The 14820-nt window shown below is 64.6% G+C and carries 20 protein-coding genes and 1 tRNA gene; 6 read left to right on the forward strand and 15 right to left on the reverse strand.

Annotated elements, in window-relative coordinates; genetic code table 11:
- Positions 1 to 11: 11 nt before the first annotated feature.
- The 6 genes from AC07SQ_RS22860 to AC07SQ_RS22885 are packed head-to-tail and all read left to right on the forward strand — an operon-like array spanning position 12 to position 6955.
- Positions 12 to 2396, forward strand: a complete 2385-nt coding sequence (locus tag AC07SQ_RS22860) for a bifunctional salicylyl-CoA 5-hydroxylase/oxidoreductase (protein WP_495272902.1) — start codon at positions 12 to 14, stop codon at positions 2394 to 2396.
- Position 2397: 1 nt separating this feature from the next.
- Complete coding sequence (locus tag AC07SQ_RS22865) at positions 2398 to 2877, forward strand: MarR family winged helix-turn-helix transcriptional regulator (protein WP_101491458.1); 480 nt, start codon at positions 2398 to 2400, stop codon at positions 2875 to 2877.
- Positions 2874 to 3728, forward strand: a complete 855-nt coding sequence (locus AC07SQ_RS22870) for an enoyl-CoA hydratase family protein (RefSeq protein ID WP_095747155.1) — start codon at positions 2874 to 2876, stop codon at positions 3726 to 3728. The genes AC07SQ_RS22865 and AC07SQ_RS22870 overlap by 4 nt, the downstream gene beginning before the upstream one ends.
- Before the next feature lie 5 nt (positions 3729 to 3733).
- Positions 3734 to 4927 carry an acyl-CoA dehydrogenase family protein gene (locus tag AC07SQ_RS22875; protein WP_495267937.1) on the forward strand — a complete coding sequence of 398 codons (1194 nt, stop codon included), beginning with the start codon at positions 3734 to 3736 and terminating at the stop codon, positions 4925 to 4927.
- Positions 4928 to 4931: 4 nt separating this feature from the next.
- Positions 4932 to 6560 carry an AMP-binding protein gene (locus tag AC07SQ_RS22880; RefSeq protein ID WP_495272903.1) on the forward strand — a complete coding sequence of 543 codons (1629 nt, stop codon included), beginning with the start codon at positions 4932 to 4934 and terminating at the stop codon, positions 6558 to 6560.
- Positions 6557 to 6955, forward strand: coding sequence for a RidA family protein (locus tag AC07SQ_RS22885; protein ID WP_056576966.1), 399 nt, complete (start codon positions 6557 to 6559; stop codon positions 6953 to 6955). The genes AC07SQ_RS22880 and AC07SQ_RS22885 overlap by 4 nt, the downstream gene beginning before the upstream one ends.
- A gap of 203 nt (positions 6956 to 7158) precedes the next feature.
- Here the strand turns inward: AC07SQ_RS22885 and AC07SQ_RS22890 are convergent.
- The 15 genes from AC07SQ_RS22890 to rpsN all read right to left on the reverse strand — a co-directional run bounded on the left by AC07SQ_RS22890 (position 7159) and on the right by rpsN (position 14818).
- A tRNA-Met gene (locus tag AC07SQ_RS22890) sits at positions 7159 to 7235 on the reverse strand.
- A gap of 18 nt (positions 7236 to 7253) precedes the next feature.
- Positions 7254 to 7652 carry a 50S ribosomal protein L17 gene (rplQ, locus tag AC07SQ_RS22895; RefSeq protein ID WP_056576970.1) on the reverse strand — a complete coding sequence of 133 codons (399 nt, stop codon included), beginning with the start codon at positions 7650 to 7652 and terminating at the stop codon, positions 7254 to 7256.
- Between the two features lie 95 nt (positions 7653 to 7747).
- Positions 7748 to 8737: a DNA-directed RNA polymerase subunit alpha gene (locus tag AC07SQ_RS22900; protein WP_056576973.1), complete on the reverse strand. Its 990-nt coding sequence runs from the start codon at positions 8735 to 8737 to the stop codon at positions 7748 to 7750.
- Positions 8738 to 8879: 142 nt separating this feature from the next.
- Positions 8880 to 9503 carry a 30S ribosomal protein S4 gene (gene rpsD, locus AC07SQ_RS22905; protein ID WP_056576976.1) on the reverse strand — a complete coding sequence of 208 codons (624 nt, stop codon included), beginning with the start codon at positions 9501 to 9503 and terminating at the stop codon, positions 8880 to 8882.
- A gap of 130 nt (positions 9504 to 9633) precedes the next feature.
- Positions 9634 to 10038, reverse strand: coding sequence for a 30S ribosomal protein S11 (gene rpsK, locus AC07SQ_RS22910; protein WP_009124825.1), 405 nt, complete (start codon positions 10036 to 10038; stop codon positions 9634 to 9636).
- Between the two features lie 12 nt (positions 10039 to 10050).
- The gene (rpsM, locus tag AC07SQ_RS22915) at positions 10051 to 10416 is read right to left on the reverse strand and encodes a 30S ribosomal protein S13 (RefSeq protein WP_013544105.1); all 366 of its coding nucleotides are present in this window, start codon (positions 10414 to 10416) and stop codon (positions 10051 to 10053) included.
- 23 nt (positions 10417 to 10439) lie between these two features.
- Positions 10440 to 10553 (reverse strand): 50S ribosomal protein L36, encoded by a 114-nt coding sequence (rpmJ, locus tag AC07SQ_RS22920; protein WP_013544106.1) that lies wholly within the window; start codon positions 10551 to 10553, stop codon positions 10440 to 10442.
- Between the two features lie 66 nt (positions 10554 to 10619).
- Positions 10620 to 11933, reverse strand: a complete 1314-nt coding sequence (gene secY / locus AC07SQ_RS22925) for a preprotein translocase subunit SecY (RefSeq protein WP_056576979.1) — start codon at positions 11931 to 11933, stop codon at positions 10620 to 10622.
- Positions 11934 to 11960: 27 nt separating this feature from the next.
- Complete coding sequence (gene rplO, locus AC07SQ_RS22930; RefSeq protein ID WP_056576982.1) at positions 11961 to 12392, reverse strand: 50S ribosomal protein L15; 432 nt, start codon at positions 12390 to 12392, stop codon at positions 11961 to 11963.
- Between the two features lie 11 nt (positions 12393 to 12403).
- Complete coding sequence (gene rpmD, locus AC07SQ_RS22935; RefSeq protein ID WP_019653974.1) at positions 12404 to 12586, reverse strand: 50S ribosomal protein L30; 183 nt, start codon at positions 12584 to 12586, stop codon at positions 12404 to 12406.
- A gap of 35 nt (positions 12587 to 12621) precedes the next feature.
- Complete coding sequence (rpsE, locus tag AC07SQ_RS22940) at positions 12622 to 13140, reverse strand: 30S ribosomal protein S5 (RefSeq protein ID WP_056576983.1); 519 nt, start codon at positions 13138 to 13140, stop codon at positions 12622 to 12624.
- 18 nt (positions 13141 to 13158) lie between these two features.
- Positions 13159 to 13524 (reverse strand): 50S ribosomal protein L18, encoded by a 366-nt coding sequence (rplR, locus tag AC07SQ_RS22945; RefSeq protein ID WP_056577252.1) that lies wholly within the window; start codon positions 13522 to 13524, stop codon positions 13159 to 13161.
- 14 nt (positions 13525 to 13538) lie between these two features.
- Positions 13539 to 14072, reverse strand: coding sequence for a 50S ribosomal protein L6 (rplF, locus tag AC07SQ_RS22950; RefSeq protein ID WP_062474819.1), 534 nt, complete (start codon positions 14070 to 14072; stop codon positions 13539 to 13541).
- Positions 14073 to 14096: 24 nt separating this feature from the next.
- Entirely contained in the window at positions 14097 to 14492 is a 396-nt protein-coding gene (rpsH, locus tag AC07SQ_RS22955; protein WP_062474816.1) for a 30S ribosomal protein S8, read from the reverse strand.
- Between the two features lie 20 nt (positions 14493 to 14512).
- Positions 14513 to 14818: a 30S ribosomal protein S14 gene (gene rpsN / locus AC07SQ_RS22960; RefSeq protein ID WP_056576989.1), complete on the reverse strand. Its 306-nt coding sequence runs from the start codon at positions 14816 to 14818 to the stop codon at positions 14513 to 14515.
- Positions 14819 to 14820: the final 2 nt, after the last annotated feature.

Genomic DNA, 14820 nt, shown 5'->3' on the forward strand with positions numbered 1-14820 from the left:
ACTATTCAACCATGAACAGCTTGACCTCCCCCCGCCTCGCGCCCGCCTCGGACCTCCAGCGCATCCTGTGCATCGGTGGGGGTCCAGCCGGCCTGTATTTCGCCCTGCTGATGAAGGCCCGCAACCCGGCGCTGCAGATCACGGTGGTCGAACGCAACCGCCCCTTCGACACCTTCGGCTGGGGCGTGGTGCTCAGCGACCAGACGCTGGGCAACCTGCGCGAAGCCGACGGCCCGACTGCCGCGCTCATCGGCAACGAGTTCCACCACTGGGACGACATCCAGGTCTTCTTCAAGGGCCGCCAGGTGCGCTCAGGCGGCCACGGCTTCTGCGGCATCGGCCGCAAGCGCCTGTTGAACATCCTGCAGGAACGCTGCCTCGAACTCGGCGTGGAGCTGGTGTTCGAAACCGACGCCACCGACGACCAGGCGATTGCCGCGCAGTACAAGGCCGACCTCGTCATTGCCAGCGACGGCCTGAACAGCCGCATCCGCCAGCGCTACGCCGACGTGTTCAAGCCCGACGTCGACCTGCGCAACTGCCGCTTCGTGTGGCTGGGCACGAACCAGACCTTCGACGCCTTCACCTTCGCCTTCGAACAGACCGAGCACGGCTGGTTCCAGGCGCATGCCTACCAGTTCGACGACAAGACCTCGACCTTCATCGTCGAGACGCCCGAAGCCGTGTGGAAGGCCCACGGCCTCGACCAGATGGAGCAGCCCGAGGCCATCGCCTTCTGCGAGAAGCTGTTCGCCAAGTACCTGGGCGGCCATTCGCTCATCAGCAACGCCACGCACCTGCGCGGCTCGGCCAACTGGATCCGCTTTCCGCGCGTGGTGTGCGAGCGCTGGACGCATCGCATCGACGTCGAAGGCCGCTCGGTGCCCGTCGTGCTCATGGGCGACGCCGCGCACACGGCGCACTTCTCGATCGGCTCGGGCACCAAGCTCGCACTCGAGGACGCGATCGACCTGGCCAACGAATTCGCGCAGGGCGGCACCGTCGACCACGTACTCGAGGGCTATGAAGCACGCCGCAGCGTCGAAGTGCTGAAGATCCAGAACGCCGCGCGCAACTCCACCGAATGGTTCGAGAACGTGCCGCGCTACACGGGCATGGAGATCGAGCAGTTCGCCTACTCGCTGCTCACGCGCTCGCAGCGCATCAGCCACGAGAACCTGCGCGTGCGCGACACGCAATGGCTCGGCGGCTACGAGCAGTGGCTGGCGGGCGGCAAGGCCGTGGCACCGATGCTGATGCCGCTGAAGGTGCGCGGCCTCGAGCTCAAGAACCGCATCGTGGTCTCGCCGATGGCGACCTACAGCGCGGTCGACGGCGTGCCGCAGGACTTCCTGCTGGTGCACCTGGGCGCGCGCGCGCTCGGCGGTGCCGCGATGGTGTGCGTCGAAATGACGAGCCCGACGCCAGAAGGCCGCATCACGCCGGCCTGCACGGGCCTGTACAACGACACGCAGCAGGCCGCGTTCAAGCGCATCGTCGACTTCGTGCACACGCAGTCGAGCGCCAAGATCGCGATCCAGCTCGGCCACAGCGGCCCCAAGGGCTCGACCCGCGTGGGCTGGGAAGGCACCGACGAGCCGCTCGAAAGCGGCAACTGGCCCGTGCTCGGCGCGAGCGCTCTGCCCTATGGTGAACAGAACCAGCTGCCAGCCGCGATCACGCGCGCCGAGATGGACACGCTGCGCGACCAGTTCGTCGACTCCACGCGCCGCGCGGTCGAGTGCGGCTTCGACTGGCTCGAGCTGCACTGCGCGCACGGCTACCTGCTGTCGGCCTTCATCAGCCCGCTCACCAACCTGCGCACCGACGAGTACGGCGGCGACATCGAAGCGCGCTGCCGCTACCCGCTCGAAGTGTTCCGCGCGATGCGCGCCGTGTGGCCGACCGACAAGCCGATGAGCGTGCGCATCTCGGCGCACGACTGGGCGCCCGGCGGCAACACCGATGCCGACGCCGTGGTGGTCGCGCGCCTCTTCAAGGAGGCCGGTGCCGACTTCATCGACGTGTCCTCGGGCCAGACCACGCGCGCCGCCAAGCCCGTGTACGGTCGCATGTACCAGACGCCGTTCGCCGACCGCATCCGCAACGAGGTCGGCATCTCGACCATCGCGGTGGGCGCCATCACCGACGCCGACCAGGCCAACAGCATCATCGCGGCCGGCCGCGCCGACCTGTGCGCCGTGGCGCGCCCGCACCTGGCCGACCCGGCCTGGACGCTGCACGAAGCCGCCAAGCTGCAAAGCCGCGACGTCGACTGGCCCAAGCAGTACCTGAGCGGCCGCGACCAGATGTACCGCGAGATCGCCAAGCAGCAGCAGATCGCCGCGGCCACCGCTGCCGCGGGCCGCGCGGCCGACGCCGAAGAGACCCACTGACATGGACCTCGAAGCACGCGCCCACAGCGAGCACCCCGAGGCGCTGCGCCTCTGGCTGCGCATGCTCACCTGCACGCAGCTGGTGGAAAAGCAGGTGCGCAACGGACTGCGCGCGCAGTTCGCCACCACGCTGCCGCGCTTCGATCTCATGTCGCAACTCGAGCGCTCGCCCGACGGCCTGAAGATGAACGAGCTCTCGCGCCGCATGATGGTCACGGGCGGCAACGTCACCGGTATCACCGACCAGCTCGTGACCGAAGGGCTGGTGGAGCGCATCAACGTCGAGGGCGACCGCCGCGCCTGGCGCGTGCGCCTCACGCCGCGCGGACGCAAGCTCTTCAACGAGATGGCGCAGCAGCACGAAGACTGGATCGTCGAGGCTTTCTCGAGCCTCAACCCCAAGGAGATCGCGCAGCTTCACAAGCTGCTCGGCAAGGTCAAGCAACATTCCCACAGCAGCCAATTGGCGGAGACCGCATGAAGCACTACATCGGCGCAAGCAATCCCATGCGCGCGCAATTCGAACCCAAGGCCGACTACAAGGCCGAGCACTTCGCCTGGCGCTACGAAGCCGGCGTCGGCACCATCACGCTGAACCGCCCCGAGCGCAAGAACCCGCTGACCTTCGATTCGTACGCCGAGCTGCGCGACCTGTTCCGCGCGCTGACCTACGCGACCGACGTGAAGGTGATCGTCGTCACCGGCGCCGGCGGCAACTTCTGCTCGGGCGGCGACGTGCATGAAATCATCGGCCCGCTGACCGGCATGCGCATGCCCGAGCTGCTCGAGTTCACGCGCATGACGGGCGACCTCGTGAAGGCCATCCGCAACTGCCCGCAGCCGATCGTCGGCGCCATCGACGGCGTGTGCGCCGGCGCCGGCGCGATGATCGCGCTGGCCTGCGACCTGCGCTACGGCACGCCCGCCACGCGCACCGCGTTCCTGTTCACCCGCGTGGGCCTGGCCGGCGCCGACATGGGCGCCTGCGCACTGCTGCCGCGCGTGATCGGCCAGGGCCGCGCCTCGGAGCTGCTGTTCACCGGCCGCGCCATGACCGCCGAAGAAGGCCAGGCCTGGGGCTTCTTCAACGCACTGCACGACAGCGCCTCGCTGCTCGACGCCGCCACCAAGGTCGCGCGCGACCTGGCCGAGGGCCCGAGCTTCGCGCACGGCATGACCAAGACCATGCTGTCGCAGGAATGGTCGATGACCATCGACCAGGCCATCGAGGCCGAAGCGCAGGCACAGGCGATCTGCATGCAGACCGAAGACTTCAAGCGCGCCTACGAGGCCTTCGCGGCCAAGCGCAAGCCGGTGTTCGGCGGAGACTGACGCGCATGATGACCAAGATCCCCGCCCCACCGTCGACCGCGCACCTCGCGCTGCCGTTCTTCGACGACGCGCACCGCGCGCTCGCCAACGACCTGCTGCCCTGGTGCGCCGCCCAGGAAATCGATGAGCGCGACGACCGCGCCGCCTGCCGCGAATGGGTGCGCCGTCTCGGCGACGCCGGCTGGCTGCGCTACGCGGTGCCCGGCAGTGCCGGCGGCGCGCTCGAACGCCTCGATTCGCGCGCGCTCGTGCTACTGCGCGAAACGCTGGGCTACCACTCGCCACTGGCCGACTTCGCGTTCGCGATGCAGGGCCTGGGCAGCGGCGCGATCACGCTGGACGGCACGCCCGAGCAGCAGTCGCATTACCTCACGGCCGTGGGCCAGGGCAAGAAGATCGCGGCCTTCGCGCTCAGCGAACCCGAGGCCGGCTCCGACGTGGCGGCGATGGCGATGCGCGCCGAGCCCACCGCCGACGGCTGGCGCCTGAACGGCGAGAAGACCTGGATCAGCAACGGCGGCATCGCCGACTTCTACTGCGTGTTCGCCAAGACCGACCCCACGGCCGGGACGCGCGGCATCACCGTGTTCATCGTCGATGCGACGACGCCGGGGCTCGACACCTCGGCCCACATCGACGTGATGGCGCCGCACCCGCTGGCCACCCTGCGCTTCGACAACTGCGTCGTGCCGCGCACGGCGCAGCTGGGCACGCTGAACGGCGGCTTCAAGCTCGCGATGCGCACGCTCGACATCTTCCGCGCCTCGGTCGCCGCGGCCGCGCTCGGCATGGGGCGTCGCGCGCTGGCCGAAGCCATCGCGCATGCCAAGGGTCGCCGCATGTTCGGCCAGACGCTGGCCGACTTCCAGCTCACGCAGGCCAAGCTCGGCGAGATGGCCGCGCTGATCGACAGCGCCGCGCTGCTCACCTACCGCGCCGCCTGGATGCGCGACGACGCGGAGCGCCGCGGCGCGCCGGCAGTCGGCGACGTGTCGGCTGCCGCCGCCATGGCCAAGATGTGCGCCACCGAGAACGCGAGCCGCGTGATCGACATGGCGCTGCAGATGCATGGGGGACTCGGCGTGAAGGTCGGCACCAAGATCGAAAGCCTGTACCGGGACATCCGCTCGCTGCGCATCTATGAAGGCGCGACGGAAGTCCAGCAACTGATCATCGGCAAATCCGTTTTGCGGGGGTGAAACCGTGTCTGCCCAAGTCGATCGCTTCGTTCATGACCGCCTGCCGCCTGCCGCGCAGCTGCCGGTCTTTCGCTACGACCTGCCCGAGCTGCAGTTCCCCGACCAGCTGAACCTGGTCGAGGAGCTGCTGGACAAGGCGGTCGCCAAGGGCTTCGGCGACCGGCCGATGCTGCGTTCGCCCGCCGGCGTGCTCACCTACGCCCAGGCGGGCGTCGAGGTGAACCGCATCGCCCAGGTGCTGGTCGAGGATCTCGGGCTCGTGCCCGGCAACCGCGTGCTGCTGCGCGGCGGCAACTCGGTGTGGATGGCGCTGTCGTGGCTCGCCGTGGTCAAGGCGGGGCTGATCGCGGTGGCGACCATGCCGCTGCTGCGCGCCAAGGAGCTCGGCGAGATCATCGAGAAATCGCAGCCCGTGGCCGCGCTGTGCGAAGGCCGCCTGCTCGAGGAACTGGTGGCTGCGCAGCAGGCGCACCCGGTGCTCGCGACGGTGATTGCCTTCAACCAGCCGGACGCGCCCGATTCGCTGTCGGCCCGCGCAGCGAGCAAGAGCGGCGTATTCCAGGCCTGCCCCACGGCGGCCGACGACATCGCGCTGCTCGCCTTCACCTCGGGCACCACGGGCAAGCCCAAGGCGCCCGTCACCACACACCGCGACGTCGTCGCCATGTGCCAGACCTGGCCGCGCCACGTGCTGCGCGCGCGCAGCGACGACATCGTGGTCGGCACGCCGCCACTGGCCTTCACCTTCGGGCTCGGCGGCTTGCTGATCTTCCCGATGTGGGCTGGTGCTTCGGTGTACTTTCCCGAGGGCGCTTTCTCGCCCGAAGCGCTCGTGAAGCTCATCAACGAGGTCGGCGCGACCATCTGCTACACCGCGCCCACCTTCTATCGCCAGATGGCACCCTTCGTCCGGCAGCACGGGGCGCCAAGCCTGCGCATCTGCGTGAGCGCAGGCGAGGCGCTTCCCGACGCCACGCGCCAGCTCTGGAAGGAGACCACTGGCATCGAGATGCTCGACGGCATCGGCGGCACCGAGGTGTTCCACATCTACATCTCGGCTGCCGGCGACGAAGTGCGCCGCGGCGCCGTCGGCAAGGCGGTGCCGGGGTTCACGGCCAAGGTGGTCGATGACCAGGGTAACGAGGTGCCGCGCGGCACGGTCGGCAAGCTGGCGTTGCAAGGGCCGGTCGGCTGCCGCTACCTCGACGATCCGCGCCAGGCCGACTACGTGAAGAATGGCTGGAACTACCCCGGTGACTCCTTCGTGCAGGATGACGACGGCTACTTCTTCTATCAGGCGCGTGCGGACGACATGATCATCACGGCCGGCTACAACGTCGGCGGCCCGGAGGTGGAAGATGCGCTGCTCAAGCACCCGGCCGTGGCCGAGTGCGGTGTGATCGGCAAGCCCGACACCGACCGGGGCATGATCGTGAAGGCCTTCTGCGTGCTCAAGCCCGGCAACACCGGCGACGCAGCGATGGTGAAGGCCCTCCAGGACCACGTGAAAGCCACCATCGCCCCCTTCAAGTACCCGCGGGAGATCGAGTTCGTGACGGCGCTGCCGCGCACCGAAACCGGCAAACTCCAGCGCTTCAAATTGAGACAACTCAACAGCAACACACCATCATGACGAACAAACTCATTCAGCCCCCGGGCTGGCTGCCCCCGAAGGGCTATGCAAACGGCATCGCGGCGCGCGGCACCCAGGTGTTCGTCGGCGGCCAGATCGGCTGGAATGCCCAGCAGCAGTTCGAATCCGACGACTTCATCGACCAGTGCGGCCAGGCGCTGCGCAACATCGCCGAGGTGCTGCGCGAAGCCGGTGCCGGCCCCGAGCACATGGTGCGCATGACCTGGTACGTGACGGACCGCGACGAGTACAGCCGGCGCCTCTCCGAGCTCGGCCCGGTCTACCGCGACGCGCTGGGCCGCAACTTCCCGGCCATGACCTGCGTGCAGGTGGCGGCGCTGGTGGAGCACCGCGCGAAGGTGGAGATCGAGGTGACGGCGGTCATTCCGGACTGATCCTGCGCTTGGGCTGCGCGTCAGCGCAGTCTTCAGGCGCCGCTGCGGCGCACGTTCTCGAGACCGGCCTCTTTGTGGGGCTCGTCCAGAAACAGAAAAGCCCTCTTCGCGAGGGCTTTTTTGCGTCGAATTTCGACTGGGAATTTCCAAAAGAATTCGGCCAAAGAAAAAGGCCCTTTGATTTCTCAAAGGGCCTTTTAAATTGGTTGCGCGAGCAAGATTTGAACTTGCGACCTTTGGGTTATGAGCCCAACGAGCTACCAGGCTGCTCCATCGCGCGGCAAGTATAAATTATAGCTTATTCAGCGGCGTTTTGTTCAGCGCCAGCATCTTTAATTTCAGCACGGTCGACCAGTTCGACGAGCGCCATCGGCGCGTTGTCGCCCACGCGGAAACCCATCTTCAGGATGCGGGTGTAGCCGCCCGGACGCGCTGCGAAACGCGGGCCGAGTTCGCCGAAGAGCTTGACGACGCTGTCGCGGCTGCGCAGGCGGTCGAAGGCCAGGCGCTTGTTGGCGAGCGTGGGCTTCTTGGCCAGGGTGATCATCGGCTCGATGACGCGGCGCAGTTCCTTGGCCTTGGGGACCGTGGTCTTGATGACTTCGTGCTCGATGAGCGAATTCATCATGTTCTGCAGCATCGCGAGGCGGTGCGAGCTGGTGCGGTTGAGTTTGCGGAGTCCGTGTCCGTGACGCATGGTGCTTTCCTTTACTTTATAAAAACAGACAGCCGTGTCAGGTACTGTCCGGTGCACTGGCCCTTTTCAGGGGGCCGATTTCTCAAAAATTCAAATCAACGCTTGTCGAGACCAGCCGGCGGCCAGCTTTCGAGCTTCATGCCAAGGGTGAGACCGCGCGAAGCGAGGACTTCCTTGATTTCGTTGAGCGACTTGCGACCCAGGTTCGGGGTCTTGAGCAGCTCGTTTTCGGTGCGCTGGATCAGGTCACCGATGTAGTAGATGTTTTCGGCCTTCAGGCAGTTGGCCGAACGCACCGTCAGTTCGAGTTCGTCGACAGGGCGCAGCAGGATCGGATCGAACTGCTGGGCGCTGCGCGGTGCGGGTGCGTCGAATGCAGCGAGTTCGCCGCCTTCGAGCTGCGCGAACACGGCGAGCTGCTCGACCAGGATTTTAGCCGATGCGCGAACCGCATCTTCGGCGCTGATCGCACCGTTGGTCTCGATCTCGACCAGCAGCTTGTCCAGGTCGGTACGCTGTTCGACGCGGGCGCTTTCGACGGTGTAGCTCACGCGCTTGACGGGCGAGAACGAGGCGTCGAGGACGATGCGGCCGATCGACTTGGTCGGCTCGTCGGCGTAGCGACGCATCGTGCCGGGCACATAGCCGCGACCCTTTTCGACCTTGATCTGCATGTCGAGCTTGCCGCCTTGCGACAGGTGCGCGATCACGTGGTCGGGGTTGATGATCTCGACGTCGTGCGGGGTCTGGATGTCCGATGCGAGGACCGGGCCTTCGCCGTCCTTGCGCAGGCTCAGCGTGACTTCGTCGCGGTTGTGGAGCTTGAACACCACGCCCTTGAGATTCAGCAGGATGTTGACGACATCTTCCTGCACGCCGTCGATCGACGAGTACTCATGCAGAACGCCAGCGATCGTGACTTCGGTGGCCGAGTAGCCGACCATGGACGACAGCAGAACGCGACGCAGCGCGTTGCCGAGCGTATGGCCGTAGCCGCGCTCGAAAGGCTCGAGCGTGACCTTGGCCTTGTTGGCGGCAAGTTGCTCGACCTGGATGGTCTTGGGTTTCAGCAGGGTGGTTTGCATGCAGACTTCCTCTCAATACCCCCGGCTCGTTACACCGGTAAGGCTGGTGAAGCGCCTGATCCGCAACAGAGTGCGGAGCAGGAACGTGAACAACAATATCAATCTCCCGCCGGCGCAAAGACGCGCAGGCGGGTAGAGAAAATCAACGCGAATACAGTTCGACGATCAGCGATTCGTTGATGTCGGCTGCGAATTCGTCGCGATCCGGGACCTTCTTGAAGGTGCCTTCGGCCTTGTCGGCGTTCACATCGACCCAGGCCGGCATGCCGACTTGTTGGGCCAGTTGCAGCGCTTCGACAATGCGGTTCTGCTTCTTGGACTTTTCGCGCACGGCGATCACGTCACCGGTCTTGACCAGGTACGACGGGATGTTGACCGACTGGCCGTTCACGGTGATCGCCTTGTGCGACACGAGCTGGCGTGCTTCGGCGCGCGTCGAGCCGAAGCCCATGCGGTAGACCACGTTGTCCAGGCGCGACTCGAGGATGAACAGCAGGTTGGCGCCGGTGTTGCCACGGCGGCGATCGGCTTCTTCGAAGTAGCGGCGGAACTGCTTCTCGAGCACGCCGTACATGCGCTTGACCTTCTGCTTCTCACGCAGCTGCAGACCGTAGTCGGAGGTGCGCTGACCCGAGGTGCGGCCGTGCTGGCCGGGCTTGGAGTCGAACTTGGCCTTGTCCTGGATCGAACGGCGGGCGCTCTTCAGGAACAGGTCGGTGCCTTCACGGCGGGAAAGTTTGGCCTTGGGGCCGAGGTAACGTGCCACGGTATTTCCTTGGTGTCATCTGCCGCAGTTGCCTGCGGGAGCCGTCGGCGGATATGCCGATGGCGGTGGGCTTAGTGAAAAAACAAATGCGCAGCCGCTCGAAAGCTGGCTGCGCCTTGCGGACTGACGATCAGATGCGGCGACGCTTCTGAGGACGGCAGCCGTTATGCGGAACGGGCGTCACGTCGGCAATGGAATTGATCCGGATGCCGAGCGCAGCCAGTGCGCGCACCGACGACTCGCGACCAGGGCCGGGGCCCTTGATCTCGACGTCGAGGTTCTTGATACCTTGTTCGACAGCAGCACGGCCGGCCACTTCGGAAGCGACCTGCGCAGCGAACGGGGTCGACTTGCGCGAGCCCTTGAAGCCCTGGCCACCCGACGAAGCCCACGACAGGGCGTTGCCCTGGCGATCGGTGATCGTGATGATGGTGTTGTTGAACGAGGCATGCACGTGGGCGATACCGTCCGCAACGTTCTTGCGAACCTTCTTGCGAACGCGCTGTGCGGCGTTGTTTGCAGGTGCTTTAGCCATGCTTGTCTATCCTTATTTCTTCAGGGACTGCGCAGCCTTGCGCGGACCCTTGCGGGTGCGGGCGTTGGTGCGCGTGCGCTGGCCGCGCATCGGCAGGCCGCGACGGTGACGGAAGCCGCGATAGCAGCCGATGTCCATCAAACGCTTGATGTTCATCGTCGTCTCGCGACGCAGATCGCCTTCGATCGTGAACAGAGCGATCTGGTCGCGGATCTTTTCGAGATCGGCGTCGGTCAGATCCTTGATCTTCTTCGAATATTCGATGCCGCTCGCTTCGCAGATTTGACGGGCGCGGGTGCGACCGATACCGAAAATGGCGGTCAGGCCGATTTCAGCGTGCTTGTGCGGCGGGATGTTGATGCCAGCAATACGTGCCATGTGCGTCCTCTAATACTCTTCAATCAACCCTGGCGCTGCTTGTGGCGCGGGTCGGTGCAAATCACACGCACCACACCTTTACGGCGGATGACCTTGCAATTACGGCAGATGGTTTTGACCGAAGCCGAAACTCTCATTTCATTCTCCTAAAACTGTTTAACGTGGCGGTCTACCGCCCGGACTCAATACTGAAACTCACAGCCCTACGATGTCTTGAAGTTCGCCTTCTTCAGCAGCGATTCGTACTGCTGGGACATCATGTAGTTTTGCACCTGGGCCATGAAGTCCATCGTGACGACCACGATGATCAGCAGGGAGGTACCACCGAAGTAGAACGGCACGTTGTACTTCAGGATCAGGAACTCGGGCAGCAGGCAGACGAAGGTGATGTACACCGCGCCAGCCAACGTCAGGCGAACCAGAATCTTGTCGATATAGCGAGCGGTCTGGTCACCCGGGCGGATGCCAGGAATGAACGCACCACTCTTCTTCAGGTTGTCGGCCGTTTCCTTGCTGTTGAACACGAGTGCCGTGTAGAAGAAGCAGAAGAAAACGATCGCAGCGGCATACAGCAGCACGTAGATGGGCTCGCCCGGACGCAGTGCGCTGGCGATGTCCTTGATCCAGCGGAAGCCACCGTCACCGGCGCTGAACCAGCCCACCACCGTCGCCGGCAGCAGAATGATCGACGACGCGAAGATCGGAGGAATCACGCCGGCCATGTTCAGCTTCAGGGGCAGGTGCGACGACTGACCGCCGTAGACCTTGTTGCCAACCTGGCGCCGCGCATAGTTCACGAGGATCTTGCGCTGACCGCGTTCCACGAACACCACGAAGTAGGTGACCAGCACCACGACCGCGATGATGAAGAGCGCAACGATGGGGTTCATCGCACCGGTCGTCACCAGCGAAGCCAGGCCGCCGATCGCACCGGGCAGACCGGCCGCGATACCTGCAAAGATCAGGATCGAGATGCCGTTGCCCAGGCCGCGTTCGGTGATCTGCTCGCCGAGCCACATCAGGAACATCGAACCTGCCGTCAGGCTCACCATGGCGGTCAGGCGGAAGCCGAAACCGGGGGCGATCACCAGACCGGCCGACGATTCGAGGGCCACTGCGATGCTGAACGACTGGAACAGAGCCAGGCCGAGCGCGCCATAGCGCGTGTACTGCGTGATCTTGCGGCGACCGGCCTCGCCTTCCTTCTTCAATTGCTCGAAGGTCGGAAGCACGTAGGTCATCAGCTGCATGATGATCGACGCCGAGATGTACGGCATGATCCCCAACGCGAACACGGTGAAACGCGACAGCGCCCCGCCCGAGAACATGTTGAACAGGCTCAGAATGCCGCCCTGCTGGCCCTGGAACAACGCTGCCAGCTGGTCCGGGTTGATACCCGGCACAGGAATGTGCGCGCCAATCCGGTAGACCACGAGCGCGAGCAGCAAAAAGACGAGCCGACGACGGAGGTCGCCGAACTTGCCTGTTTTTGCGATCGTTGCCGCGTTAGTTGCCACGAAGAACTTCTTTCAGTCCGAAGGTGATCAGGCGAGGCTGCCGCCGGCTGCTTCGATCGCAGCCTTGGCACCAGCGGTCGCACCCACGCCCGTCAGCTTGACGGCCTTGGTGAGTTCGCCGGTCTTGATGATCTTGACGACCTTGGCGAGCTGGCCCACGAGGCCGGCTTGCTTCAGTGCCAGGACATCGACTTCGGCCAGGCCGAGCTGCTCGAGAGCAGTCAGCGTGACTTCGGCGTTGTACTTCAGCAAGTGCGACTTGAAGCCACGCTTGGGCAGGCGACGCTGCAGCGGCATTTGACCGCCTTCGAAGCCGACCTTGTGGAAACCGCCTGCGCGCGACTTCTGGCCCTTGTGACCGCGACCTGCGGTCTTGCCGATGCCCGAGCCGATACCGCGGCCAACGCGACGCTTGGCGTGCTTGGCGCCAGCTGCCGGCTTGATGCCATTGAGTTCCATATCAGTCTCTCTTACAGAACTTTGACCAGATAACTGATCTTGTTGATCATGCCGCGCACTGCGGGCGTGTCTTGCAGCTCGCTCACGCTGTTGAGCTTGCGCAGGCCGAGGCCACGCACGGTCGCGCGATGCGATTCCTTGGTGCCGATCGGGCTCTTCACCAGCTGCACCTTGAGGGTTTGTTGTTGCGTCATTTGAATGCTTCCTTCAGCCTTGCGAGAGCTTGCGCTCAGGCGAAGATTTCTTCGACGGTGAGACCGCGCTTGGCAGCCACTTGGCCGGCCGTCGTCGAGTTCTTCAACCCGTCGAGCGTGGCGCGAACCATGTTGTAGGGGTTCGACGAACCATGGCTCTTGGCCACGATGTCGGTGATGCCCATGACTTCGAACACGGCGCGCATCGGGCCGCCGGCGATGATGCCGGTACCCTTGGGAGCCGGGTACATCACGACGGTGGCAGCACCGTGGTGACCTTGCACCTGGTGGTGCAGCGTACCGTTCTTGATCGGAGCCTTGAACAGGTTGCGGCGGGCTTCTTCCATTGCCTTCTGCACGGCAGCAGGCACTTCCTTGGACTTGCCCTTGCCCATGCCGACGCGGCCATCGCCGTCACCGACCACGGTCAGCGCTGCGAAACCGAGGATACGACCACCCTTCACCACCTTGGTGACGCGGTTGATCGCGATCATCTTCTCGCGCAGACCGTCCTCAGGACCTTCGTTCTGCGTTCTTGCTTGAATCTTTGCCATTTTGAATCTCGTGTCCGATTAGAACTGCAGACCGGCTTCGCGGGCTGCCTCGGCCAGCGCCTTGACGCGGCCGTGGTAGGCGAAACCTGCGCGATCGAAAGCGACCTTCTCGACGCCGGCAGCCTTCGCCTTTTCAGCGATGCGCTTGCCGATGGCGGTGGCAGCGGCGGCATTGCCACCCTTGCCCGAGGCGCCGAGTGCTGCGCGCACTTCGGCTTCGGCGGTCGATGCGGTTGCGATCACCTTGGTGCCGTCGTCGGAGATGACGGTGGCATAGATGTGCAGGTTGGTGCGGTTCACCGTGAGGCGAGCCACGCCCTGCGTCGCAATGCGGATGCGGGTCTGGCGCGAGCGGCGAAGACGCTGTGCTTTTTTGGTCAACATCATTTTGCTGCCCCTTACTTCTTCTTGGTCTCTTTGATCACGATCTTCTCGTCCGCATAGCGGATGCCCTTGCCCTTGTAGGGCTCTGGCGGACGAACAGCGCGGATCTCAGCGGCGATCTGGCCGACGCGTTGACGGTCAGCGCCCTTGATCACCACTTCGGTCGGGGTCGCGGTGGTCACCGTGATGCCTTGCGGCATGTCGATGTTGACCGGGTGCGAGTAACCGACTTGCAGGTTCAGCTTGGCGCCGGACGCTGCAGCCTTGTAGCCGACGCCGACCAGGTTGAGCTTCTTCTCGAAGCCCTTGGTCACGCCAACCACCATGTTGTTCACCAGCTGGCGAATCGTGCCGCTCATCGCATTCGCTTCACGCGAATCGTTGGCGGGCTCGAAGCTCAGCTTGCCGTCCTTGTTGACGACATTCACCAGCGCATTGCGAGCCAGGCTGAGCGTGCCGCCCGTGCCCTTGACGCTGATCTGGTCTTCCTTGATCGACACATCCACGCCTGCGGGGATGGCGACCGGCATTTTTCCTACTCGGGACATTTCAGTAACTCCTCGATGTCTCGGTTAGGCGACGTAGCACAGAACTTCGCCGCCGACACCGGTGGCGCGCGCCTTGCGGTCGGTCATCACGCCCTTGGGGGTCGTGACGATCGCAACGCCGAGGCCGTTCTGGACTTGCGGAATGGAAGTGCTGGCCTTGTAGACGCGCAGGCCGGGGCGGCTCACGCGCTCAATGCGCTCGATGACCGGACGGCCAGCGTAGTACTTCAGCGAGATTTCAAGTTCGCTCTTGCCGGCTTCGGTCTTGACCTGGAAGCCGTCGATGTAGCCCTCGTCCTTCAGGACTTGTGCGATCGCGATCTTCACCTTGGAAGACGGGACCGACACGGTGGGCTTCGCCACCATCTGCGCGTTACGGATACGCGTCAGCAGGTCGGCAATGGGATCACTCATGCTCATGTTGTTTGCTCCTGCCTGGCTTACCAGCTGGCCTTGGTGACACCGGGGATGTCGCCGTTGAAAGCCAGTTCGCGGATCTTGGCGCGGGCCAGACCGAATTGACGGAAGGTGCCACGGGGGCGACCGGTGATTTCGCAACGGTTGCGCTGGCGCGTGGGGTTCGCGTTGCGCGGGAGCTTCTGCAGGGCCAGGCGGGCCGCTGCGCGCTCTTCGTCGCTCTTCTTCGCGTCGTTGGAAGTTGCCTTCAGTTCTGCGTGCTTCGCAGCGAACTTGGCAACCAGCTTGTCGCGCTTGAGTTCGCGCTGGATCAAAGATGCTTTAGCCACAG

The sequence above is a fragment of the Variovorax sp. GW821-FHT06D12 genome, assembly GCF_059419205.1.